Raw genomic sequence first — 21,127 nt, 5'->3', positions numbered from 1 at the left:
GGCCCGCCGCCGGAAGCGACGGCGGGCCGGACGCAGTCAGTCCCGGCCGATCGGGGACCGGGCGATGCCGAAGACGCGCTCGGCGGTGCGGTGGGCGAGCGCCGTGCGCTGCTCGCCGGTCAGTGGCGCGTCGCGGAGGAAGGCGATGGCGGTCGGCGGGTCCTCGTAGGGCGTATCGATCGCGAACATGATCTTGTCCGCGCCGATCGCGCCCAGGGCCAGCCCGAGCACGTCCGGATCGTCGATACCGCTCGTGGTGAGCACGAAGTTGCGCCGGAAATACTCGCTCGGCGTGAGCGACAGCCGCGGTAGCGGCGTGGCTCCGGGTATGCGCGTCGCGAACGCGTGCCGATTGTCGATGCGCCGCAGCCAGTACGGGATGCCTTCGCCGAGATGTCCGAGCACGACGGTCAGCCCCGGGTATCGGTCCAGGGTGCCGCTGAGGATGAGTCGCATGGCGTGCAGCCCGGCCTCGGCCTGGAAACCCCAGACCGCCCCGGGCATTCCGTAGTCGCGATAGGCGGGGGTGCTCGGCGCGCGCGGGTGCAGGTAGATCGGTGCCCGGGTGGCCTCGGCCGCCGCCAGCAGCGGCGCGAACTCCGGCTCGTCCAGGTAGCGGCCGCCGGTGTGCGAGTTGATCATGATGCCGTGGAGGCCGAGCGGGCCCATAGCGCGTTCGATCTCGGCGGCCGCGGCGGCGGGATCCTGCGGCCCCACCGTGGCCAGTCCGCCGAATCGGCCCGGGTGCCGCCGCACGGTCGCGGCCAGCGCGTCGTTGAACTCGCGGGCCAGCGGCACCGCCTCGGCCGCCGAATAGGGTTGCACCCCGGGCGGATTGAGGCTCAGCACCGCCATATCCTGTCCGAGCGCGTCCATCTCCCGCAGCCGGGCGTCGAGATCGGTGAGCCGGGAACGAGTTTCGGGAGCGTTTTCTATCGTGCGCATCAGCTCCATCTCGGTCTCGTCGCCGGGCACGACGCCCAGGCCGTGTGCGACGCGCAGGAACGCGTCGGTGGTGATGTGCTCCTCGACCGCGATGATCCTCATGCCCGCCGCCCGCCGTCGATCGACAACGCGATGCCGGTGATGTAGGACGCGGCGTCCGAACACAGCCACACGGCCGCCGCGGCGACCTCGTCCGCGGTGGCCAGCCGCCCCAGCGGTGTGCTCGCCGCCTGCCGCGTGATCATGTCGGTGCCCGCCGCGACCTCGTCGAACCCGGGAGTGCGGGTCGGGCCGGGGCACACGGCGTTGACCCGAATGTTGTCGGGCGCGTAGTCGACCGCGGCGACCTTGGTGAGCCCGACGATGCCGTGCTTGGCGGCCACGTAGGCGGGGGCGGTCGCGATCGCGTACAGGCCGCCGTTGGAGGCGATATTGACGATCGCGCCGCCGCTTTTCAGCAGGGGCAGTTCGTATTTCATGCACAGGAAGGTCCCGGCCAGGTTGACCCGGACCACGCGCTCGAATTCGTCGAGGGTCATCCGGTCCAGCCGCCGGTGATGCGAGGCCATGCCCGCGTTGTTCACGGCGACGTCGAGGCCGCCGAGGGCCGTGATCGTGCGCTCGACGGCCGCCCGCACCGAGCGTTCGTCGGCGATGTCGACGGCGACGGTCAACGCTTCCCCGCCGCCCTCGCGGATCATGTCGGTGGTCTCGGCCGCCGCGCTCTCGTCGATATCGAGGACGGCGACGGCGGTGCCGGTCCGGGCGAAGGCCAGGGCCGTCGCGCGGCCGATCCCGCTACCGGCCCCGGTGACCAGACCTACCTTTCGCGAAGCGCCGCTCATGCCAGCGGCTCGTGGTTGGCCCAGGCGACCTGGTACGGGTGCCGCGATTGCCAGTGGTCGATGACCTCGTGCATGCCCGGCGCGGTGAAAGCCTGTGCCAGCGTGTCGATGTCGGCCACGGTGACCTGCACGATCGCGGTCGCGATCAGCGCCGCGATGGCGTCCTCGCCGGGGACGGGGAGATGACGGCCGGTCGCGACCGACTGCACGAAACCGGTGTCGCGCATGACCTTTTCGATATCCGCGAGGTATCGGTCGAGCTCGCTGTCGGGCAGGGGACGATCGAAGGAAACGATCATCGTATGGTTGATCATGCAGCAATTCTCGAGGGATCACGCCGCCGCCGTCCAAGACCGGTTCGATATCCAGCGATAACCTGGAGGCATGATCGAACTGGAGACCCGCGAGCTCGAGTACTTCCTCGCGGTCGCCGACGAACTGCACTTCGGCCGGGCCGCCGTCCGGCTGTCCATCGCCCAGCCCGCGCTGTCGAAGGCGATCCGGCGGATCGAAACCCGGCTCGGTGTCACGCTTTTCGTCCGCTCCAGCCGGCACGTCGAACTCACCGCGGCGGGGGAGGCGTTGCGCGAGCACGGGCGGCACGCCGTCGATGCGGTCGGGGCAGCCGTCCGAAATGCCCGGCGCGCCGGGGATACTCGGGCTCATCTGCGGCTCGTGCTCAAGCCCGGCGGCGATGCGGGCCTGCTGTCGGCGATCCTGGCCGAATACTCCCGTCAGCCCGACGCGCGCCGGGTGGACATCCTGTTCAGCGGACCCACCGACCGCAACGACTTCCTGCGCGACGGCCGCGCCGATGTCGGTCTGCTCTACGCGCCGTTCGACGATCTCGACGGCCTGGACCACGAGACACTGATCGCCGAGGACCGCGTGGTCGTCGTCGCGGCCGGGCACCGGCTGGCCGGGCGCGCCGCGGCGCGAATGGCGGATCTGGAGGGTGAGACGCTGCCGCGCTGGACCGGCATCGCCGGGGGCGACGCCGCCGCTCCGGAGGTGGCCGATGTGGTCCAGATGCTGCACATGATCGCGGTGAGCCGGATGATCGCCGTGCTGCCCCGCTCCCTGGTCCAACCGGTCCCGCCGGGCCTGGTCTGCGTTCCGGTGCTCGACGCCCCGCCCAGCCGCCTCGTGCTCGCCTGGAACGAGCGGGATCGGCGACCGCTGGTGGCGTCGTTCGTGGCCGCCGCGCTGACAATCGCCGACGCCGGTCGACCGGCGTGACTTACCGGTCGGCGACTACGGCCAGGTTGCTGGCGAATCGGTCCGTCGAGCGCAGCGGGGATGCGGATGGGGTCGGGTCGGCGGGCGCTGCGCTCGGACGAGGCCACCGACGACTCAGCGTGTGGTCCGCGGATCGACGAGTTCGCGGACCAATCGGGCGGCGTAGGCGTCGTCGACGTCCCAGGGCGTGAAGATCAGCCGATAGATCAGGGGGGCGAACACATGGTCCATGATCCGGTCCGCCTGCACCGCACGGGCGTCGGCGTCCACGTGCCGCGCGGCGATCAGTTCGGCTTCGGTGCGCCGGTTCCGCAGGCAGTCGGAGTCGGACTCGCCCGCGGTGGCGGCACCGCCGCGCAGCAGTTCGGCGTGCACCGGCTGCCGGTAGTGCGCGACGATCTCGCGGCTCCAATATTCGAGATCTCCTCGGAGACTGCCGGTTTCGGGGATCGGTCGGCGCGGGTCGAGTCGATAGGTCGCGACCTCGTTGAGCAGATTCGCCATGCCGCCCCAGCGCCGATAGACGCTCGAGGCCTGCACTCCGGCGCGCTCGGCGACCACCGGGATCGTCAGATTCTCGCTGCCACGCTCGGCGACCAGCTCCTCCACCGCCTTGGTCACCTGCGACAACACGACGGCACTGCGTCCGCCGGGCCGACGCTTCGGCCCGCGCCCACCGGATGCTGTTGCCATGCCGGGAATCCTACCGTTAATGCCATATCCCTTGCATTAGCGGGCTGATCCTGAGAGGCTCGGTTAAAGCCTTGATTATGGCATTAAGAAAAGTGTGACAACGAAAAGAGGCCCGCGCGATGACGAATATCGACCTGCCGTCGCTGGACGCCACGGCCATGGCCGAGCTGGTGGCGAGGGGCACGTGCACCTCGACCGAACTCGTACAGGCCCACCTGGATCGGATCGCGGAGGTCGACGGCGGCGTCAATGCCTTCGTGACCGTCGCGGCCGACCAGGCCCTCGAACAGGCCGCCCGCGCGGACGCGGCCGTCGCCGCCGGTGCGCGCCTCGGTCCGTTCCACGGTGTGCCGGTCACGGTCAAGGACTCCCTCGATGTCGCCGGGATGCGCGCTACCCGCGGTTCGCGTCTGTTCGCCGACCGGATCGCGAACACGGACGCCACGGCGGTGGCGCGGCTGCGCGCGGCGGGCGGCATCGTGCTGGGGAAGACGAATCTCCCCGAATTCTCCTACTGGACAGAGACCGACAATCTCGTCGCCGGGCGATCGCTGAACCCGTGGGATCCCGAGCGCACCCCGGGCGGGTCCAGTGGTGGCGAGTCCGCGGCCATCGCCGCGGGGATGTCGCCGCTGGGACTCGGCAGCGACGTCGCGATCTCGGTACGAGGACCGGCCCACGACACCGGGATCGCGGCGCTCAAGGCGACCCGGGGCCGCATCCCGGTCACCGGCCACTGGCCGCGGGTGCCGCTGCGCTACTGGCATGTCGGGCCGATGGCGCGCAGCGTCCGCGACCTCGCCACCGCGTTGCGGCGCTTGGCCGGACCGGACGGCCGCGACCCCTACCTGCGGCCCGTCCGGCTCGACCCGGCACCGGCGGTGCCCGGACTGCGGGTCGGCGTGCTCACCGGTCCCGAATTCGGCCCCCTCGACCCGGCGGTCACCCGGGCCGTGCGCGCCGCGGCCGACGCCCTCGCCGACCTCGGCTGCACGGTCGAGCCCGCCCCGCTGGAGGCGCTCGCGGACATCGACGCCACCCTGCTTTCGGCCGTGCTGTTCACCGCCGAGGTAACCGCCGTCTTCCGCGAAACCGCGGCGGGCCGCGAGGACGAGGTCCATCCCGTCATCGCCAAGGTGCTCGACGCCCCCGAACCGTCGCTGTCGGAATACGTCGACGCCCAGCACGAAGTCGAAAGCCTCGCAGCACTTTTCGCCGACTACTTCACCCGCTACGACGCCCTGCTGCTGCCCGTCACGCCCGCACCGGCTCCGCGCCACGCTCGCCCGACCCTCACCGCGGGCGATCAGGAGCTACCCGCCCGCGCCGTCATGCGCGCCACCGTACCCTTCAACCTCACCGGACTTCCCGCCCTCGCACTCCCTTTCGGCACCGCCGACGGCCTCCCCATCGGTGTCCAACTCGCCGCCACCTGGTACGCCGAACCGACGCTGCTCGCGCTGGGCGCGGCCCTCGAGACCGTCGCCCCGCCACAGACAAGACGACCCCCGCTGTGACCAACCGACATCACCGGAGGCGGCAATCCCGGCCGTTCACCCCGTCGAGCCAATCATCAAGCACGACAACGGCTTCGGTGTCGTAATCCTTCCCGCCCGCTGGATCCTCGACGATCACTGCCGTTGTGGTTGTTCGTCGCGAGCTCGAGGACTCGCTGCGGCGGCTGGGCGTCGACCACATCGACCTGTACCAGGTGCACTATCCCGACACCGGCGAGTCTCGGAGCGGGCGCGCTGCAGCTGACCCCGCCGACCTCGACGAGATCGCCACCGCGATCACGGTTTCCGGCGCGGGCAGCGGTCCCGCCCGCCACTCGTGAAGGAGAGCGACCAACGATGTCAGGCGGTCTTCTCGGGCACGCGACGCTCGGCTGTGGTCGAAGCTCGTCGGCGGGCTCGATAGGCCGCGGCCTTGACACGGTTGCCGCACGCGTCCATCCCGCACCAGGTGCGCCGGGCGCCGCGTGAGCGGTCGAGGTAGATGCGAGTGCAGCCGGTGCGACCGCACTCCTTGAGGCAGGCGTGGGGGTCGGCGAGCACGGCGATACCGCTTCTGGCTAGGTACGACAGTGTTGCGCGGAGGTCGCCCGACCGATGCAGGCCCGCGTCGCTGAGCGTGATCGTGGGCACCGGCCCGGCCGCGGTGTGGTTGACGATGTCGAGGCTGTCCGGATCGAAGGGCCGGTCGAGCATGCGATCGAGAGCGAGCCGGTAGATCCCTTCGCGGAGCGACAGCGCGGACTCGAAGGTGGCGAAGTCGGCGGTCACACGGTCGGGGAGCTCGTCGCATTCGGCCACCCACCGCTCGAGGTCCGCGGGCGCGGCCAGCAGGTCGATGGGGTCGTCTCGACGAGACCACACGGTCCCGGCCAGATCGAGAGCCGGGTTGCTGCTCACGAACGCGAAATTCACGTCACCATCTTGACCGGTGACGAAGTCGGCGGCAAGATCGTCACCGGTCAAGATGGTGACGCACGCGCTGACTGGGAGAACGCATGGCAGGGATCTGCGACATCGAGGTCGTCGTCTTCGACGTCCTCGGAACACTGGTCGACGAGGCCAGCGGAGTTCGAGCGGCATTGCGCGACGCTCTGCCCGCGGCCGATGATGCGGCCCTCGACGAGCTGCTCACCGTGTGGCAGCAGCACGTCGAGTTCGAGCAGCAACGCATCGGGCAAGGGCACCGCGCGTATGTCAATTCCGAGATCATCGACGGTGCGGCTGCGCGGCGGGTGGCCGATCGTGCTGGATTCGCCGACCCGGCGACCATCGCCCAGTTGGCAACAGCGGGTCGGCGCTTGCCCGCCTGGAGCGACTCCGTCGCCGGTCTCGAGCGGCTCGCGCAGCAGTTCCCCGTGCTTGCGCTGTCCAACGCCAGCCGCGCCGCTCTGCTGCGACTCGCCGCCCATGCCGGGCTGCGCTGGCACCAAGCCTTGTCCGCCGAAACCGTCCTGGCCTACAAGCCGGCGCCGGAGGTCTACGAGCTCGCCATCGCCACCGCCGGATGCCCAGCAGAACGCGTACTCATGGTGGCCGCCCACTCCTGGGACCTCCGCGCGGCTCAGGCGACCGGCATGCGGACCGCCTACCTCCAACGACCGGTCGGGGATCCGCCGACGAGCTCCGACATCTTCGACGGGCGATTCGATGGACTGGACGAACTGGTCACCGCGCTCACGGCAAGGTAGGAACGCCCGCGCGGCGGTCAGATGGAGAAATCGCGTGTGAGCATCAGGGCCGCAGAGTCGTCCAACGTGATCGTCGTACCGTATTCGACGGGTTGGCTGTCGTAGACGATCCCGTGGCCATCAGGCAGATAGCCTCGCCGGATATAGAGTCGCTGCGCGGGCCCGTAATCCGCGTCCAGGCCGACCCCGATCCCGACGACCCCGCATCGTTTCCGCGCCACCTCTTCGATCGCATCCAGCAGCATGCCACCGATTCCGCGGTTGCGATGCGGGGGCAGCACGTTGAGATCCTGAATCTCCGGAATCCCGTTGGCGCGGAAGGGTTCATACGCGGACATCCACAGCAGTGTGCAGTACCCGGCGAATGCGCCGCCACGCTCCGCGACCACACAGACACGCATGCCAGCCGCCTGCTCGGCCAGATAGCGAAGGTATTGCTCGACCGGCTTGGTGGCCCAGCCCAGCGCGGCGAAGGCCGCAGCAATCGGCTCGGGATCGGCAGCAGTCAAGGGCCTTACGACGACTCCATCACTCACGCCGGAATCATCGGCTGCGACAGCAGATACCGGCAATCGCTTTTCACAACCTGTGTTGACCAGGCCCGAAACGGACGGGTACGAGATCGACTGGCGGTGCTCGGTGCGGACTCAGGCTCGCAAAGAGACCGGTAGGACGCGAACCAGTGATAGTCCCGAGCCCTCGTACGTCCTGGTTCCCGGCCCGACCTCGAGCCGTGGAAACCGGCTCAGCAACAGGCGTAGGGCGATACGCACTTCCAGCCGGGCCAGCGGAGCCCCCAGGCAGAAGTGTGCACCGTGTCCGAATCCCAGATGGGGGTTCGGAGTTCGCCCGATGTCGAACCGGTCGGGGTCGGGGAACTGGAGCTCATCGTGGTTCGCCGACAGGATCCACGCGGTCACCAGGCTTCCCTCGGCAAGAGTATGTCCGTGTAGTTCGACATTCCGTGTCGTGGCCCGCGTGTTGAACGGGGCCGGTGGCCGACACCGCAGGATCTCCTCTATCGCATCGGGAATGCTCGTCGGATCGTTGCGCAGCGTGGCCGCCGCCGCCGGGTGCTCGCCCAGACACACGACGGCATTGGCCAGCAGCAGGCTGGTCGTGACATGGCCTGCCAGGAAAAGGAATCCGGCGAATCTGACGATCTCCTCGTCGCTGAGCCGATCTCCCTCCACCTCGGCCAGGGTCAGCCGACTGATCAGATCGTCGCGCGGGTGGCGCCGCCGGTGTCGCACATGGGCGGCCAGGTAGTTGTTCTGTTCGGCGGCGCATGCCTGCAGGGCGTGCTCGGTCGACTCGTCTATCGGGCGATCGAAGGGCACCGACAATCGGACGTCGGCCCAGCGCCGGACCATGTCATGGTCGGCTGTCGGGATCCCGAGCAATTCGCTGATGATCGTGACCGGCAGTGGGTAGCAGAGCTCGGCCACCAGGTCGGCTTCGTCGTGATCGGCCATGGTGTCGAGCAGTTGCTCCGTCACCGCGGTGATGCGCGGAACGAGCTGGCGCACACTCTGCGGCGTGAACGCGCGACTCACCAGCGTCCGGATCAGACGATGCTCGGGAGGGTCCAGCAACGCCGGATTGCCGCGGCCCGGGTCGCCCAGTGGCAGAACGCGGTGCAGCGCGGAGGAGAAATTCTTCGAGTCGGCTTGGACGCGCGCGACGTCCTCGTAGCGCAGGACATGCCAACTGTTCATCCTCTCGTCGAAGAAGACGGGGTTGCGGTTGCGCATCCGGCGAGCCCACGCCAACAGCTTCGGCGTACTCCCGAGTTCCGGAAAGGGCTCCGGCAATTGCTCCTGCTGCGACACGTGAGTCTCCCTGATCAGCGGTTTGCGCGTGGAATGCCGTGGTCGGCACGGAGATTCAGGCCGGGACAGATCAGTCTCACGACCGCGAACTCACCGCAGGTGCTCAGGTCCACCACGACGGGCTCGGCATCGGCCACCTCCTCGACCTTGGCCGCCAGCCACGCGACCTCCGTTCTCAGGTCGTCGAAACTGCTGCCGAACGACGCTGTGGCACGGTCGAAGTCGACCGGTTCCGGAGCCGGGGATGGCGGGGTGCCGGATCCGCGGCGGATATACGAGTAGATCGGGGCCAGGTCGTCCCGGGTGCCGCTGATCGCGGTCAGCCGAGTCTGTGCCGCCTCGGTGATCGCCCGGGCCAGGGCCACGCCCGCCGCCGAGTGCGCACCGGCTCCGGCGGCCAGGGTGGGAAAATCCTCGCTCCACAGGTGCGCGACGAAGCACGGGATCCCCCACCGATTGGGGACCAGCGCGATCTCGAAGAACATCCCGTTCGACTGGATCTTTCCGATCAGCTCGGAGCAGGTCGGATCGGTCACGGTCGCCGGATCGACGGTTATTCGGCAGTCACGGCCCGAGTCCGTCAATTCGGCGACCGCATCACGCTCGATCACCTCGTAGAACGCATGGGCGATCGCTTCGTAGCGCGAATTGCCCGATGCGAGACCGTTGCTGCTGGCGCCTATCCCGGACGGACGCCAGGTGCGCGACGGTGCCATATCCAGGTGCACCATCGAGTACGGGACCAGGATCTCCGCACCACTGCGGATGCCACGACCGGCCGACCAGTCCATCCGAACCCGGTCGTTCAGCAGACTCGTCGAGACATTGCCGAGCCGATCCAGCCGGTAGGGCAGATTCACGTCGGCGGCGGGTGCGTTCGGCACGGCAGGCGGAGCGCACGAATACTCACAGTGCCACAACTCGACGGCCTCCATCGCCGCGGAGATCTTGGCCAGCAGCGGCGTCGATCCCTTACCCTGCGACACGGCAAGGGTTTTCGCGAGCGGACGGTAGGCCGCGCACACGGGGATGCCGACGAAGTCGAGTCCGGTCAGGTCGGCGACCCGCGAAATACCGTACGACGGAAGGACGTCGGCGATCGTCTCCCAGGTGTCCTCGGGGGAACGCACGCGATGCGTCCCTCGGAAGTACACCTTGGCGGAATCCGCGGCGGTGGCGGGCTCAGACACGAGTCTCCCTCTCCGCTCGCCGCGCCATGACATGGCTGTGCAGGAAGAAGGGGCGGACCGCCTCGATCGCTTCGTCCAGGGTCGCCATGCCGCGGTCCCTCGCCGCCGCGGTCAGATATCGATCGTCCACGTCGGGAGCCATACCCCAGGTCCGAGCGAGGTGGCTCCGGAGCTTGTCCGCCCGGAGGTTGTCGATGTGTGCCGCGAAATTACCGGTCGACAGTCGGTCGTTGACCGCGACGGCCTCTGCTATGTGCGACCGCGTATCGTGCGGCGACCGAAGTAATACCTTTTCGTAGAGGTCCGGCCGCGAGAAATCCAGACTGATCCGCGTGGCGCGGACCAGGACACGGGTCATCGCTTCGTTCTCGGAATAATTGTCGTTCTCCGTGGGCGTGAGCCATTCGTTTCGCTGCTCGACCGTCAGGTTCTGAAACGTGACATTCTTGGACCGCGCGGCCGCCAGCGCCCGATCACGGAGCTGGCAGTGCGTCCGGGTGGTGAGCCCATCCGAATCGGCGATACGTTCCAGGGCGAATCGCTCCCACCGCCCCGGAAATTCGGGATCGTATATCTGCTGGTAGCGGAGGACGGCCGCATGTCCGACATGGACGCCGGACACCTCGACGCCGGTGAATTCGCCGATCCAGCGCCGCAGGTGCACCGTGCGCCATTCCGTCGAATGCCGCCATTCCGCCGATGCGGGCCGCATCCCGGACAATGCGCTGTTACGCACATGATCGATTGCCAGCCTGGCATCGCTCAGCTTCAGATTCCCGATCTCCGGATGCTGCGCGAGAAAAGACGACATCTTCTCGAATGCGCTCGCCAGGCCGGAATGCCGTTGCGATGCGACCCGCTCGATCATGCGCCAGCTACGCCTCGGGTAGGGGAGCTCTCGTGCGACGAGCAAGAGTTCCTCCGCGTCCGATTCATTCAGGACTCCCTCGTCCGTGCAGATCGACAGGCAATGGCGGATATCGACCAGTGCGATACTCAGTAACCTGCACTCCGGGCCCGGCGTATGGACGACCGCGACCTCGTCGTCGGAATCGATGAGACCGTCGGCATACATCCGGAAAACACGCCCGATCCCGATCATGCCGTACTGCCACAGCTCCGCCGCGCGGAGCGCACCCATGCTCGCCGCCCCCGCGACGGTGGCGCCGTTCGCCATGACCTCGAGGATCTCCTTGTGCCGTATCGGCGGGTGGTGATGGTAGAGCCCATCGATCAGGAGGGCGATATCCCCTTCGCCGAGATTCAGCCGCAAAAGATCTCCATGACGTATGGGGCCGTGGACATGTGCTGATTCGATCCGCCGCGAGATCTCGTCGAGACCCAGCGTCGGTCCAGCGAAAACGTGGATGGACAAAAACATTCTCCTTGGTGACGGCAGGAGCGGCACTTCGGTTGCCCGGAGACGTTACTCGAATATGGAAAAGATTTTGCTCTCGGATAGCGAAGGAGAATAAAACCGAAATATGTTCGAGTTCGATTGACCTCGTGGATTGTTTCTGTATAGCTTGGTGATCGGCATGCCGAAACAGTCGAAAGATCACGATTGCGAAGGAGTGGCGTCTAATGAAAATGATGAAGAGGAACGAGGAAGTGGCCGAGTCGGGCTACGATGATTTCGACCTGAACATCATCGACTCGAGCATGTTCGATGACGAGAGCTCGCGTCCCGCGGCTCCGGCCTGTCACACGCTGTCGTCCCTCCCTTGCTGCGCCAACTAGTGTTCGAGGGGTACGCGTCGTAGCCGTGTCGGGGTGCGCGGCGCGATGATTGCGGCGTGCACCCCGGCACGACTCGGCCGGCTGTTTTCGCACTCTCCCGAGAAGGTTCTGTTCGATAATGCGCGAATTTGCCCGAGAAGTGGCCCTGTCGGTAGCGAATCGGATCGCATCCCCGCGGCGAATAACCGAATGCGGGTCGACCGGCGCCGACAACGGTGTTCCGTATTCTGCTGGTTCGCTGGTGAACGGCCATCCGGGCATCGTCCTTCTGCTCGCTCGCCTGGGAACGACCGCGCCCGAGCGACTGCGGGAGGCGCACGACCATCTGTCCGCCGCGGTGTCGGCACTGGGCAGCGAGGCCGCGCGTCCGTGTCTGTTCTATGGACCGCCCGCGCTCGCGTTCGCGACCCATATCGCGGCGGCGGACTCCGGCAACTACACCCGTCTGCTCGCCCGGCTCGACGACCAGGTGTCGAGGTCGACAGCGGACCTTCTTCGCGCGACGAAGCCGATATCCGGCGACGTGGGCACGGCCGATACGCGACCGATCCCGGCCTACGACTTGATTTTCGGATTGTCGGGTCTCGGCCGCTATCTGCTGCTCCGGCCCGACCGCCACGCGGAAATGGCCGGAACCGCCGTCCGCCACCTGGTCGAGTACACGTTCGATCTCCTCGGTGAGCCCGACGGTCGGCGGGGACACGAGCAGCCCGAGGAGTTGCTGGTCGGGACCGCGCACGGGATGTCCGGAATTCTCGCCGTGCTCGCCCTGGCCTACCAGGCAGGCGTGGTCGTCCCCGACCACGAGGCGGCGATCCGTCGAGTCGCCGAGGCGCTGATTTCGTGGCAACGCCAGGACGACACCACCCTGTGCTGGCCGTACTCCGTGAAGTGGAACCCCGAAGAATCGGCCTACGTCCAGAGTCTTCCCTCGACCAGGCCCGCGTGGTGCAACGGCGCGACAGGAGTCATCAGCGCCCTGATGCACGCGGGGCGGGCATTGGACGTCGACCGGTGGACCGATCGCGCGATCGATGCGGCCGTTCACCTCAGCCGCCGAGAGCCCCGCGCGTGGCGTCTGAACACGGTGGGGTTGTGTCACGGCTACGCGGGTCTGCTCCAGTGGTTCCTGCGCATGAAGAAACTGACCGGGCGCAGCGACTTCGATACCACCATCGACGCGGTGGTCGAACGGATCCTGGAATTCCACGACCCGGCAGCGCCTTTCGCCTTTCGCCGTCGAGCCGTGCACCGAGACGTCGTGCCCGAGGGGCCCGGGTTCATCGACGGCGCGGCGGGCACGGCACTCGCCCTGATCAGTTACGCCGACGGGCTGCCGGAATCCGAGCGGGCCGCGTGGGACTCCGCCTTGCTTTTCACCTGAGACACACGAGGGAACCATGAACGAGCCTGCCCACCGATACCAAGAGGAGCTTGTGCAGAAGCTGCATGCCCTCGATGCCATCCGCACGGCGGATGTGGAGTCCGCGTTCCGATCGGTTCCTCGCCACCTCGCAGTGAGCCGACTCGTCGAGATCCGGCCGGACAAATCGGTGGCGCTGACCACGGTCCCGGCGACCGCAGACGCCGCGATCTCCGACGACCTACTCCGGACGATCTATGAGGACTGTGTCCTCATCACCCATGTCTCGGGTCGAGACCATCTTCCGGTGAGCTCCTCCTCCCGGCCGAGTATCACGGCGTTCATGCTCGAGGAACTGCGGTTGAGCGCCGGGATGTCCGTCCTGGAGATCGGCGCGGGCACCGGCTACAGCGCGGCGCTGCTGGGCCGGATCGTCGGCGAGGCGGGCTCGGTGACCAGTGTCGAGTTCGACCGAGAGATCGCCGCGGCGGCCAGATCCACGCTGGCCCGTCTCGATACTCGTCGCGTCGAGGTGATCACCGGGGACGGCTACCTCGGTCACGGTCCCTCCGCACCGTACGACCGTGTCGTATCGACCGTGGGCGTCAGCGGCTTCTCACCACGGTGGGCCGCTCAGCTCCGCGCAGGCGGGTTGATGGTCGCACCGGTCCTGCACGGCGGTTTGTACCCGCTGCTGTCGGTGCGGAAAACCGACTCGGGGCGGATGATCGGTCGCGCCCTGAAGTGCACCGGTTTCGTACCCGCCGCGGGCAAGCTCCACCCGCAGCCTCGGCCGTGGAGCGAATGGTCGGTGGAGCAGGGGTTGCAGTCCGTGTCGGTCGGCCCGGTGCCCGAATTTCTGCGGACGGCGAACGAATCCCGTTTACAGGACCTGTGGTTCGCACTCGGCGTCCTGACGCCGGGGCAGGTTCACCAGGTCGGCCTGTCGACCGCGGAAGGTACATCCAACGGTCTCGGCCTGACGGTGCGAGACGATCGAGCCTTCCTGAGTGGCGGTGGCCTGTGGACCAACGGCGCCGGGGGAGTCGACCTCGTGCGACATCTGTTCGGACAGTGGGCCGATCTGGGGCAGCCGAGAATCACCGACTGGCAGTGCCGCCTCGAGCTGGACGACGCGCTGCTCATCCCCGTCGACTGGGAGGTCTTGTAGCGCATGGCATCGGTGTTGATGCTGCACTCGGCGTACGGATTACGTCGCTCGGTCCGGCGAGCCGCCGACCGGCTTCGGGACCTGGGGCACACCGTCGAGGTTCCGGACCTGTACGGCTGCGGTGCGATCGATCCGCCCGAGCGTGGCCTCGCCGTGCGCGACCGTCTCGGCGTCGATGTCCTGCTGCACCGCGCGTCGGCGGCCGCGACCCGGCTTCCTCCCGGGGTGGTCTACCTCGGTTTCTCCCTCGGCGCCTGGCTGGCGCAGGAGCTGGCCGCCCGGGATCCCCTGGCCGGAGGGATCGTTCTGCTCCAGGGACTCGGTATTCCGCAGGGGCCCTTGCCCTGTCCTGTCCAGGTGCACATGTCGCAGGGGGATGTCGACCGCAACGAACCTCCCCTGACCTCCTGGCTCCCACGGATGCGGGGCCAGGGAAACGATCTACAAGCCTTCGTCTACCGAACCGGAGGTCATCTCTACACCGACGAGGATCTGCCGGACTACGACGCGACCGCGTCCGAGCTCACCTGGCGTCGGATCGGCGACTTCCTGCTCGTCTGCGGCGCCGTGGGAATGGGCATATGAATCCGATCCTTCCCGGGCACTACGGCATTCGTTTCCGCAGTGGAATCGAACTCGAGCGCTCCGCCAGGGACACGGTGATCCTGCGAGGGCACCGGCGTGTGTGCGTCCTGCGGAACTTTCATCCCCGGCTGCATCGCGCCTTGGCCACCATCACCGAACGATCGGTGCCGATCCCGGAACTGCTGGACGGCCTCGAGGTCGCGCAGCACGAGCTGCTCGTCTCCGCTGTGCGGCGGCTGTGGGGACTCACGCGTTGCAGCATCGTCCTCGAGAATCGTGAGCTACTGCGCATCGAGACGCCGACCGTGGATGTCGGGCTCGAGCCGGTCGCGATAACGAAACGCACCCCTGTTCGTCTGTCCCGCTTCGCTTTTCTGCGAACCACCGGACATCGGATGGCGTTGGAATCGGCTCGCGTCCCGCATCGGTGTGTTCTCGTCGACGGCGCCGTCGGCGCGCTTCTCACCGAGCTCGCGGGCCCGGCCAACGTCGATCGAGTTGCCGTGGAAGGTCTTTCGTCCTCGGCGGGGGCGCTCCTGGTACAGGCACTGGCCGAGCTGGGTTTCGTCGATCTCGGTGACGGTGCGAGCGAGCGGACGCCTGCGCGGTTCGCCGCCGATCGCGATGACATCCAGGCCCAGTGGGAGTTCCACGACCTGCTTTTTCACGAGCGGAGCCGGTTGAGCTATCCAGGCCGGGCACGCGACGGTCTGTTCCCGTTCCTCGGCCGGATCGCGCCGCAGCCGGTGACCAAGGTCGTCACGTCGGGCCCGGAGATCCCGTTGTGGCGCCCACCCCTGGACGACCTCCTGGGGAAGGACCCGAGCCTGACAACGGCCCTGGAAGGCCGTCGTTCGGTGCGGCATTACGGGCAGACACCGATGCACGCCCGTCAGGTCGGCGAGTTCCTGTACCGCGTCGCACGCGTCCGCGCGACCAGCGGTCCGGGCGATACCGGGCTCCCGTACGAAATCTCCAGCCGCCCATATCCGTCCGGAGGAGCATGCTACGACCTGGAGCTGTACCTGGTCGTCGGCCGGTGTCTGGGCATCGGCAACGGGATCTATTTCTACGATCCGGCGGGACACCGCCTGCACCCGATCGACGGCGACGAGCGGCGCCGCACCGAAATCCTGGACACGGCGCGACAATCGGCCGGTGGGGGCAGCCACCCGGACATCCTGATCGTCGTGGCGTCCCGCTTCCCCCGGGTCGCGTGGAAGTATCCGTCGATCGCGTATCGACTCACCACCCTGCATGTCGGAATCCTTTATCAGTGCATGTATCTGGTCGCGGTCGCGATGCGGCTCGCGCCGTGCGCGATCGGCAGCAGCGGCGTCGACCTGCTCGGCGATGAGCGTCTCGAAGAACCGATCGTGGGTGCGTTCATGGTGGGGAGCCTGCCGGAGGAGGACAACGGGCCCACGGCACAACGGGAATCGCACCCGGCATGGCATCCGGTGAACGATCCGCAGTGGCACGACGAAGCGCGGCACCTGCTCCGCGCCGCAGAGGAGGACACATCCCCGTGTTGACTCGCCCCGCCGCCGACTCCGTACTGCCCGCCGTCATCGTCCGGTCCTGCGGCCTTCCGGTTCGCGCTCTCGACGCCACAGCGTCCGCACGGACGATGGAATATATCCGGTCGGCGCTGGCGCAGCGTGATACAGCCGAACGGCTCGGTGCGCAGCTCGGCGAGGATTTGTATGCGCTCGTGCCACGGCTCGACGGATTCGCCGAGGCTCGCCGCGCCGCGCTTCGGCTGCGACGAGATGTCCACAACATGCGTCGCCGAGACCACCAGGACGCGGACATCGCGCTCGTCGCCGACCATCTGGAGGACGCGGCGATACACCGGCTCGATCGGTGGTGCGTTGCGCTGCGCAGGAATTCGGAGTACATGGCCGCTGCGGAACGGACCGCCGAATCCGAGCTGCGCGCCGCGTGGAAGGCGACCACCGACTGGCTTCGCACCCCGGATATCGCCCTGGGTTTGGCACTGGCCAGCCCGACGTTCACCGTTCGCCTGATGAAACAGGACCCCGACTCGTCCGTTGCACCGGATTCACGGCTGATGAGAACCGCGACGGCGTACCTGACCCGGGCAGCGGTGAAGACCAGCCCGTTCAGTTCCTTGACGACCCTGGGAGTCACGGGTTGGGCGGGGGAGTACGGGCCGACAGCGATCCCGTCTCAGCAGTCACGATCGCTGTCGTCATCGCGTTCGGCGGCACTCGAACTGTTCCGGACCTGGGTCGAGCACCCGGACGGGCCTTCGGAGCTCGAGGTCGTGCGCAACCCCAGCCTGCGACGGGTACACGACCGCCTACACGGATTGCTCCCGCTCTATCTGTTCGCCCACGGCGCCTTCCTGCGTGCGGACGAGCAGACCACCTGCGACATCGCCGAGCACATCGTCTCGAATATGCCGCTGCGGACGTTTCGACTGTCGACACTGGTTGCGCGAGAGGCGGATCGGCGGCAGGCGCGCAGGCTCGTCGCCGAAGGTCTGCTCTATCCGGTGACACCGTGGAAACTGCATGACGGACGCCACTTTCGCGCGTTTCACCGCTGCCTGCTCGATGGTCTCGACGGTGGTCTGCTCGCAGAGACCATTGCCCAACTCGATGACCTCGAGGATCGAATCGCGCAGACTCGCAATCCTGGCGAGCGTGCTGTCGCGGCCGAACGGACCCGGACGGTGCTCACTCGCGGCTTCCGTGCGTTGGGGCGTGCCGCGCCACGGTGGATGACCACGACTCCGCTGTTCTACGAGGTGGTCGCACACGGTCGGGATCGAAATCCCGTCCTGCCCGACGTGGTTCGCGCCGACCTGCGCGGGATCGGCGCGAGACAGGCGCGGCGGACCCGGATCAGCGGCCTGTACGAGAGGCTCGTCGACTATTTCGTCCGCCGGCACGGCGAGGGCGGCACCGCGCCGGACCTGCTGGGGTTTCTCTACGAGTTCATGACGCACATTCAGGTCGCGAACGCCGAGAGCCTGCGACTGGAGTACCTCCGGCCGGTCGACACCGCGCCGCCACCTCGGACCCCGCGGGGGCACCGGACGGTCGGTCATCCGACCAGTGCCGTGTTCTTCCAACTCGCGGCCGACAATCCCGAGGCGGTGACCCGCGGAGACTATGCCCTGGTTGTCAATACGATCAGCAGCGGATTCGTCGGCCTCATGACCCGATGGGCCTGTGTCCCCGCGCTCCACGATCAGTTGGCCGGTCCGATCGGAGGGTGGCTGGCCGAGCAGCACGACGGGTGCCGGGTGTATCAGCTGTCCGCGCAAGGGGATTGGGTGACATTCCAACGCCCCGCCCTCCGGTCGATCCCCCGCGTCGCCTGGGGGCCGGGGCTCGCCGGTGGCGAACCCGATGTCGCCGACCTTCGAGGATTCTCCCTCGACCACGACCCGGAGACGCACACCTTACAGGTTCGAGACACGTCGGGCCCGGCCGCCTTCACCTACGTGGGATCCATTCCGCCCCAGCTGTTGCGCGGGGTGGATCAGTTGCTGTGCCTGCTGTCCGACCCGTGGGTGACCGGAGTGTCCCTGCCGGACGATCCCGCCGATCCGGCGCCGCGAGACCACACGCCACCTCCGGGAGAGGTCACCCACTCTCCGCGGGTGCAACGCGGTCGAGTCGTGTGGCGGCGAGCCAGGTGGCGATTGAGCCCGAGTACGCTGCCGGATTGCGGCCCAGGCACATCCACCGCGGAGTTTCTGGCCCGAGCCGAACGCTGGCGCCTGGAACACGGAATCCCCGGCGAGGTATTCCTCAATCAAGCGACATCGCATGCGATCGGCACGATCGTGCAGAAGCCGCAGTGGGTCGGCTTCCAGCATGCCTCGGTGGTCGGCTCGGCGTTTCGCCAGATCGATCCCGCGGCTCGTTCGGTCGAGTTCGTCGAAGCCCTGCCCTCCCGCCACCAGCATTGGTGGCGGGACGGTTCCGGGGAGGCGACCGCCACCGAATTCATCGCCCTCGTCCGACATTCGGGGGAGGACTGAGACGACGATGCGGCATCGACCGACCTGGCTCTACTACCGGATATATGTCGTGGGATTCGACGAGGTCGACGACCTCCTCGAATCCCATGTGCGGCCTGCCATTACGTCATTGCGAGGTCGCTTTCCCGATCTGCGATGGTTCTTCCTGCGATACGTGGACTCGGGCGGCTTTCACCTTCGGCTCCGTCTCGCTACCGCGGCGGCGAACATCGACAGCTGTGAGGAGTATCTGGATCGCAGGCTCACCGCGGCGCTCGAGGAGTACGACGACGCCGAGCCCGTGCGGGATCTGTCCGTCGAACGGCGGTTCGTCAAGCGCCTCTACGAACCGGAGTATACGAAGTTCGGCGGTCCGGCCGGTGTCGCCTTCGCGGAACGCTTGTTACAGCTCGGAAGTGAGGCCGTGTTGTCGTGTGTCGGCGCACGACACCGCGCCGCGCGCCCGCTCTACGGTGCCGCGCACACCGCGCTCATGGTGCAGGGATTGCCGAGCGCGCAGCGAGTCGCGTTCCTGCACCAGTACGCGTGGAGCTGGTCCGGCTATGCACCCAGCCGCACCTGGCAGACATCGGAGGGGCAGCTGTCGCCGCACAACGCCGCCGCCCGTCACCGCGCCCGCAGATTACGGGACCAGATCGGCCTGGTGCTGGTCGACGACCGTACCCGAAGCGCCCTGACCGGTTACGCCCGCGAATTCTGGGATCTGCTGCGTTCTCCGGAGCGGGCGCTCGTGCCCAGGAGCGACTACCTGCTCGTGTTCCACCATGTCCACCTGACGAACAACCGACTGGGTGTCGTCCCGGCAGAGGAGGCGCAGATCGCCCGCCTGCTGTGGCTCGGCGCCACGACTGCCTTCGAGGAGGCGTGATGAACGATGTCGGCGTTCGCCCGTGGCGAGCCGACCGTGACGAGTTCGCCGAACTCTTCCGGCTCAATCGGCTCGCCTTCGGCACCGACTTCTCGCCCGCCATCCGGCGAATCGGCGAGTCGCTGTTCGAACCCGGACGTGCGCTGCTGGCCGAGGTCGACGACGGCGCGGGCACGGTGCTCGCGGGGAAGGTCGAGGCGTATTCGTTGGAGATGGCGGTCCCCGGCAGGACGGTCCTGCCGACGGCGGGACTCACCTGGGTCGCGGTTCTGCCCACCCACCGAGGGCGCGGACTGTTCACCGCGCTGGTCCAACGGCACCTCGCCGACCTGCACGAGCGAGGCGACGGCACAGCCGCCGATGCCTCGCCACCGGGGGGCGAAGCCCTGTCCATCCTCTACGCGAGCAGAGCGGGCGGCTATCACCGGTTCGGATACGGGCTCGCCACTCGCCACCTCCGAATGACCATCCCCGCGGGCGCATGCCTGCATCCCGAAGCCGAGCGGGATCCGGCGCTGTCGCTTCTGCTCGGCACGTACGCCGAACTGAACGAGCCAGCCGAGCAGCTCTACGCACGGTTGGTTCCGCAGCGACCGGGAATGCTCGCTCGCGGCGGATCGCTACGCGAACTCGCGACTCCCGAAACCGGTTCGGGCGGGGCCGAAGCACGCTGCGTCCTCGTCACGGACGATCGGGGACCACGGGCATTCGCTCGATTCCTCGTACAGTCCGGTTGGAGCAACGGCACTCCGCGCAACACGATCACGGTGATCGAGGCTCATTCCGTCGATGCTGCCGCCGCGCGGATGCTCTGGCGTTTCTTCCTCGAGCACGATACGTCCGCCGCCGTACACGCCGCCAATATCGCCGTCGACGATCCCCTGCTGCATTGGCTCGCCGACACGCGTCGCCCCCAGCCCACGCTCGTCGACGGGCTGTATCTTCGCGTGGTCGATATCGGTCGGGCCTTGGCCGCACGACGCTATTGCGCCGACGTCGACCTGGTATTGGAGGTGAGCGACCCGGTCTGTCCGTGGAATACGGGACGCTGGCGTCTGCTCGGGGGACCCGACGGCGCATCCTGCGATCGCACCGGCAAACCGGCCGATCTGCGGCTGTCGGCGGCGGAGCTGGGCGCAATCTACCTGGGGGGCACCGCGATCGACGAACTCGCTCGCGCGGGACGTATCCGAGAGCAGCGCCCCGGGCGCGCGACGCTGGCGAGCGCAGCCTTCGGTTCCCCGGTGGCTCCGTGGTCCGCCTTCAGCTTCTGAAGGCGGCGCGATGGACCGCGACCACAAGCTCGACCTCCGACGTCCGGTGCTGAGAGCGGGCGTTCGCGCGACTCCCACGCCCGAGGGCATCGCTCTGGAAGGGCCGTCGGAGCTGCGGATAACCCTTCAGGGGCCCGAGGTCCGTGACGTCCTCGT

General features: G+C 67.7%; 21 protein-coding genes. 12 read left to right on the top strand and 9 right to left on the bottom strand.

Annotated features, from left to right (window positions below; translation table 11 throughout):
* Nucleotides 1–36: 36 nt before the first annotated feature.
* Genes HPY32_RS36445 through HPY32_RS36435 form a run of 3 tightly spaced genes read right to left on the bottom strand, consistent with a single transcriptional unit; the run spans nucleotide 37 to nucleotide 2,104 of the window.
* Nucleotides 37–1,047, bottom strand: a complete 1,011-nt coding sequence (locus tag HPY32_RS36445) for an amidohydrolase family protein (protein ID WP_067588788.1) — start codon at nucleotides 1,045–1,047, stop codon at nucleotides 37–39.
* Nucleotides 1,044–1,790, bottom strand: coding sequence for an SDR family NAD(P)-dependent oxidoreductase (locus tag HPY32_RS36440; RefSeq protein ID WP_067588790.1), 747 nt, complete (start codon nucleotides 1,788–1,790; stop codon nucleotides 1,044–1,046). The genes HPY32_RS36445 and HPY32_RS36440 overlap by 4 nt, the downstream gene beginning before the upstream one ends.
* A complete protein-coding gene (locus HPY32_RS36435; RefSeq protein ID WP_067588792.1) occupies nucleotides 1,787–2,104 on the bottom strand; it encodes a hypothetical protein in 318 nt (105 codons plus the stop codon). The genes HPY32_RS36440 and HPY32_RS36435 overlap by 4 nt, the downstream gene beginning before the upstream one ends.
* A 70-nt stretch (nucleotides 2,105–2,174) precedes the next feature.
* Between HPY32_RS36435 and HPY32_RS36430 the strand changes: the two genes are divergently transcribed.
* The gene (locus tag HPY32_RS36430; RefSeq protein WP_067588794.1) at nucleotides 2,175–3,029 is read left to right on the top strand and encodes a LysR family transcriptional regulator; all 855 of its coding nucleotides are present in this window, start codon (nucleotides 2,175–2,177) and stop codon (nucleotides 3,027–3,029) included.
* Between the two features lie 114 nt (nucleotides 3,030–3,143).
* Here HPY32_RS36430 and HPY32_RS36425 read toward each other — a convergent pair whose 3' ends face one another.
* Nucleotides 3,144–3,722, bottom strand: coding sequence for a TetR/AcrR family transcriptional regulator (locus HPY32_RS36425; RefSeq protein WP_067588795.1), 579 nt, complete (start codon nucleotides 3,720–3,722; stop codon nucleotides 3,144–3,146).
* Between the two features lie 119 nt (nucleotides 3,723–3,841).
* Here HPY32_RS36425 and HPY32_RS36420 point away from each other — a divergent pair, with 119 nt between their 5' ends.
* Nucleotides 3,842–5,239, top strand: a complete 1,398-nt coding sequence (locus HPY32_RS36420) for an amidase (RefSeq protein WP_067588796.1) — start codon at nucleotides 3,842–3,844, stop codon at nucleotides 5,237–5,239.
* A 125-nt stretch (nucleotides 5,240–5,364) separates the two neighbouring features.
* Nucleotides 5,365–5,559 carry an aldo/keto reductase gene (locus tag HPY32_RS45230; RefSeq protein WP_067588797.1) on the top strand — a complete coding sequence of 65 codons (195 nt, stop codon included), beginning with the start codon at nucleotides 5,365–5,367 and terminating at the stop codon, nucleotides 5,557–5,559.
* 19 nt (nucleotides 5,560–5,578) lie between these two features.
* On the opposite strand, the gene HPY32_RS36410 is transcribed toward HPY32_RS45230, so the two are convergent.
* Nucleotides 5,579–6,202 carry a CGNR zinc finger domain-containing protein gene (locus tag HPY32_RS36410; protein WP_231951657.1) on the bottom strand — a complete coding sequence of 208 codons (624 nt, stop codon included), beginning with the start codon at nucleotides 6,200–6,202 and terminating at the stop codon, nucleotides 5,579–5,581.
* Between the two features lie 32 nt (nucleotides 6,203–6,234).
* Here HPY32_RS36410 and HPY32_RS36405 point away from each other — a divergent pair, with 32 nt between their 5' ends.
* Nucleotides 6,235–6,927: a haloacid dehalogenase type II gene (locus tag HPY32_RS36405; RefSeq protein ID WP_067588799.1), complete on the top strand. Its 693-nt coding sequence runs from the start codon at nucleotides 6,235–6,237 to the stop codon at nucleotides 6,925–6,927.
* A 17-nt stretch (nucleotides 6,928–6,944) separates the two neighbouring features.
* Here HPY32_RS36405 and HPY32_RS36400 read toward each other — a convergent pair whose 3' ends face one another.
* The 4 genes from HPY32_RS36400 to ntaK form a co-directional block, all read right to left on the bottom strand.
* On the bottom strand, nucleotides 6,945–7,463 hold the full coding sequence (locus HPY32_RS36400) for a GNAT family N-acetyltransferase (RefSeq protein WP_197696516.1): 519 nt from the start codon (nucleotides 7,461–7,463) through the stop codon (nucleotides 6,945–6,947).
* A gap of 111 nt (nucleotides 7,464–7,574) precedes the next feature.
* Complete coding sequence (locus HPY32_RS36395; protein ID WP_156674492.1) at nucleotides 7,575–8,759, bottom strand: cytochrome P450; 1,185 nt, start codon at nucleotides 8,757–8,759, stop codon at nucleotides 7,575–7,577.
* A 14-nt stretch (nucleotides 8,760–8,773) separates the two neighbouring features.
* On the bottom strand, nucleotides 8,774–9,949 hold the full coding sequence (locus HPY32_RS36390; protein ID WP_067588801.1) for a YcaO-like family protein: 1,176 nt from the start codon (nucleotides 9,947–9,949) through the stop codon (nucleotides 8,774–8,776).
* Nucleotides 9,942–11,222 (bottom strand): NtaK family nocathioamide RiPP maturation protein, encoded by a 1,281-nt coding sequence (ntaK, locus tag HPY32_RS36385; protein WP_171983243.1) that lies wholly within the window; start codon nucleotides 11,220–11,222, stop codon nucleotides 9,942–9,944. The genes HPY32_RS36390 and ntaK overlap by 8 nt, the downstream gene beginning before the upstream one ends.
* A gap of 311 nt (nucleotides 11,223–11,533) precedes the next feature.
* Between ntaK and ntaA the strand changes: the two genes are divergently transcribed.
* The 8 genes from ntaA to HPY32_RS36345 all read left to right on the top strand — a co-directional run bounded on the left by ntaA (nucleotide 11,534) and on the right by HPY32_RS36345 (nucleotide 20,971).
* The gene (gene ntaA / locus HPY32_RS36380) at nucleotides 11,534–11,689 is read left to right on the top strand and encodes a nocathioamide family RiPP precursor (RefSeq protein WP_156674493.1); all 156 of its coding nucleotides are present in this window, start codon (nucleotides 11,534–11,536) and stop codon (nucleotides 11,687–11,689) included.
* A 118-nt stretch (nucleotides 11,690–11,807) separates the two neighbouring features.
* Entirely contained in the window at nucleotides 11,808–13,073 is a 1,266-nt protein-coding gene (locus tag HPY32_RS36375) for a lanthionine synthetase C family protein (protein WP_082871444.1), read from the top strand.
* Between the two features lie 16 nt (nucleotides 13,074–13,089).
* Nucleotides 13,090–14,223 carry a protein-L-isoaspartate O-methyltransferase family protein gene (locus tag HPY32_RS36370; protein ID WP_082871445.1) on the top strand — a complete coding sequence of 378 codons (1,134 nt, stop codon included), beginning with the start codon at nucleotides 13,090–13,092 and terminating at the stop codon, nucleotides 14,221–14,223.
* Between the two features lie 3 nt (nucleotides 14,224–14,226).
* Complete coding sequence (locus HPY32_RS36365; protein WP_067588809.1) at nucleotides 14,227–14,808, top strand: dienelactone hydrolase family protein; 582 nt, start codon at nucleotides 14,227–14,229, stop codon at nucleotides 14,806–14,808.
* Nucleotides 14,805–16,343: a SagB family peptide dehydrogenase gene (locus tag HPY32_RS36360; RefSeq protein WP_067588811.1), complete on the top strand. Its 1,539-nt coding sequence runs from the start codon at nucleotides 14,805–14,807 to the stop codon at nucleotides 16,341–16,343. The genes HPY32_RS36365 and HPY32_RS36360 overlap by 4 nt, the downstream gene beginning before the upstream one ends.
* The gene (locus HPY32_RS36355; protein WP_171983242.1) at nucleotides 16,337–18,829 is read left to right on the top strand and encodes a lantibiotic dehydratase; all 2,493 of its coding nucleotides are present in this window, start codon (nucleotides 16,337–16,339) and stop codon (nucleotides 18,827–18,829) included. The genes HPY32_RS36360 and HPY32_RS36355 overlap by 7 nt, the downstream gene beginning before the upstream one ends.
* Before the next feature lie 7 nt (nucleotides 18,830–18,836).
* The gene (locus HPY32_RS36350) at nucleotides 18,837–19,697 is read left to right on the top strand and encodes a thiopeptide-type bacteriocin biosynthesis protein (RefSeq protein WP_067588815.1); all 861 of its coding nucleotides are present in this window, start codon (nucleotides 18,837–18,839) and stop codon (nucleotides 19,695–19,697) included.
* Entirely contained in the window at nucleotides 19,697–20,971 is a 1,275-nt protein-coding gene (locus HPY32_RS36345; RefSeq protein WP_067588817.1) for a GNAT family N-acetyltransferase, read from the top strand. The genes HPY32_RS36350 and HPY32_RS36345 overlap by 1 nt, the downstream gene beginning before the upstream one ends.
* Nucleotides 20,972–21,127: the final 156 nt, after the last annotated feature.

The organism is Nocardia terpenica (assembly GCF_013186535.1).
In the GTDB taxonomy this organism is placed as follows: domain Bacteria; phylum Actinomycetota; class Actinomycetes; order Mycobacteriales; family Mycobacteriaceae; genus Nocardia; species Nocardia terpenica.
The sequence above is the reverse complement of the archived record's forward strand: the minus strand, read 5'-3'. Positions and strand labels throughout refer to the sequence as shown.

Coding starts and splice junctions, on each gene's coding strand:
- HPY32_RS36360 (WP_067588811.1), top strand. CDS start 14,805: ATGAATCCGATCCTTCCCGGGCACTACGGCATTCGTTTCCGCAGTGGA.
- HPY32_RS36345 (WP_067588817.1), top strand. CDS start 19,697: ATGAACGATGTCGGCGTTCGCCCGTGGCGAGCCGACCGTGACGAGTTC.
- HPY32_RS36435 (WP_067588792.1), bottom strand. CDS start 2,104: ATGATCAACCATACGATGATCGTTTCCTTCGATCGTCCCCTGCCCGAC.
- HPY32_RS36365 (WP_067588809.1), top strand. CDS start 14,227: ATGGCATCGGTGTTGATGCTGCACTCGGCGTACGGATTACGTCGCTCG.
- HPY32_RS36375 (WP_082871444.1), top strand. CDS start 11,808: ATGCGCGAATTTGCCCGAGAAGTGGCCCTGTCGGTAGCGAATCGGATC.
- HPY32_RS36425 (WP_067588795.1), bottom strand. CDS start 3,722: ATGGCAACAGCATCCGGTGGGCGCGGGCCGAAGCGTCGGCCCGGCGGA.
- ntaA (WP_156674493.1), top strand. CDS start 11,534: ATGAAAATGATGAAGAGGAACGAGGAAGTGGCCGAGTCGGGCTACGAT.
- HPY32_RS36440 (WP_067588790.1), bottom strand. CDS start 1,790: ATGAGCGGCGCTTCGCGAAAGGTAGGTCTGGTCACCGGGGCCGGTAGC.
- HPY32_RS36350 (WP_067588815.1), top strand. CDS start 18,837: ATGCGGCATCGACCGACCTGGCTCTACTACCGGATATATGTCGTGGGA.
- HPY32_RS36445 (WP_067588788.1), bottom strand. CDS start 1,047: ATGAGGATCATCGCGGTCGAGGAGCACATCACCACCGACGCGTTCCTG.
- HPY32_RS36430 (WP_067588794.1), top strand. CDS start 2,175: ATGATCGAACTGGAGACCCGCGAGCTCGAGTACTTCCTCGCGGTCGCC.
- HPY32_RS36370 (WP_082871445.1), top strand. CDS start 13,090: ATGAACGAGCCTGCCCACCGATACCAAGAGGAGCTTGTGCAGAAGCTG.
- HPY32_RS36420 (WP_067588796.1), top strand. CDS start 3,842: ATGACGAATATCGACCTGCCGTCGCTGGACGCCACGGCCATGGCCGAG.
- HPY32_RS36405 (WP_067588799.1), top strand. CDS start 6,235: ATGGCAGGGATCTGCGACATCGAGGTCGTCGTCTTCGACGTCCTCGGA.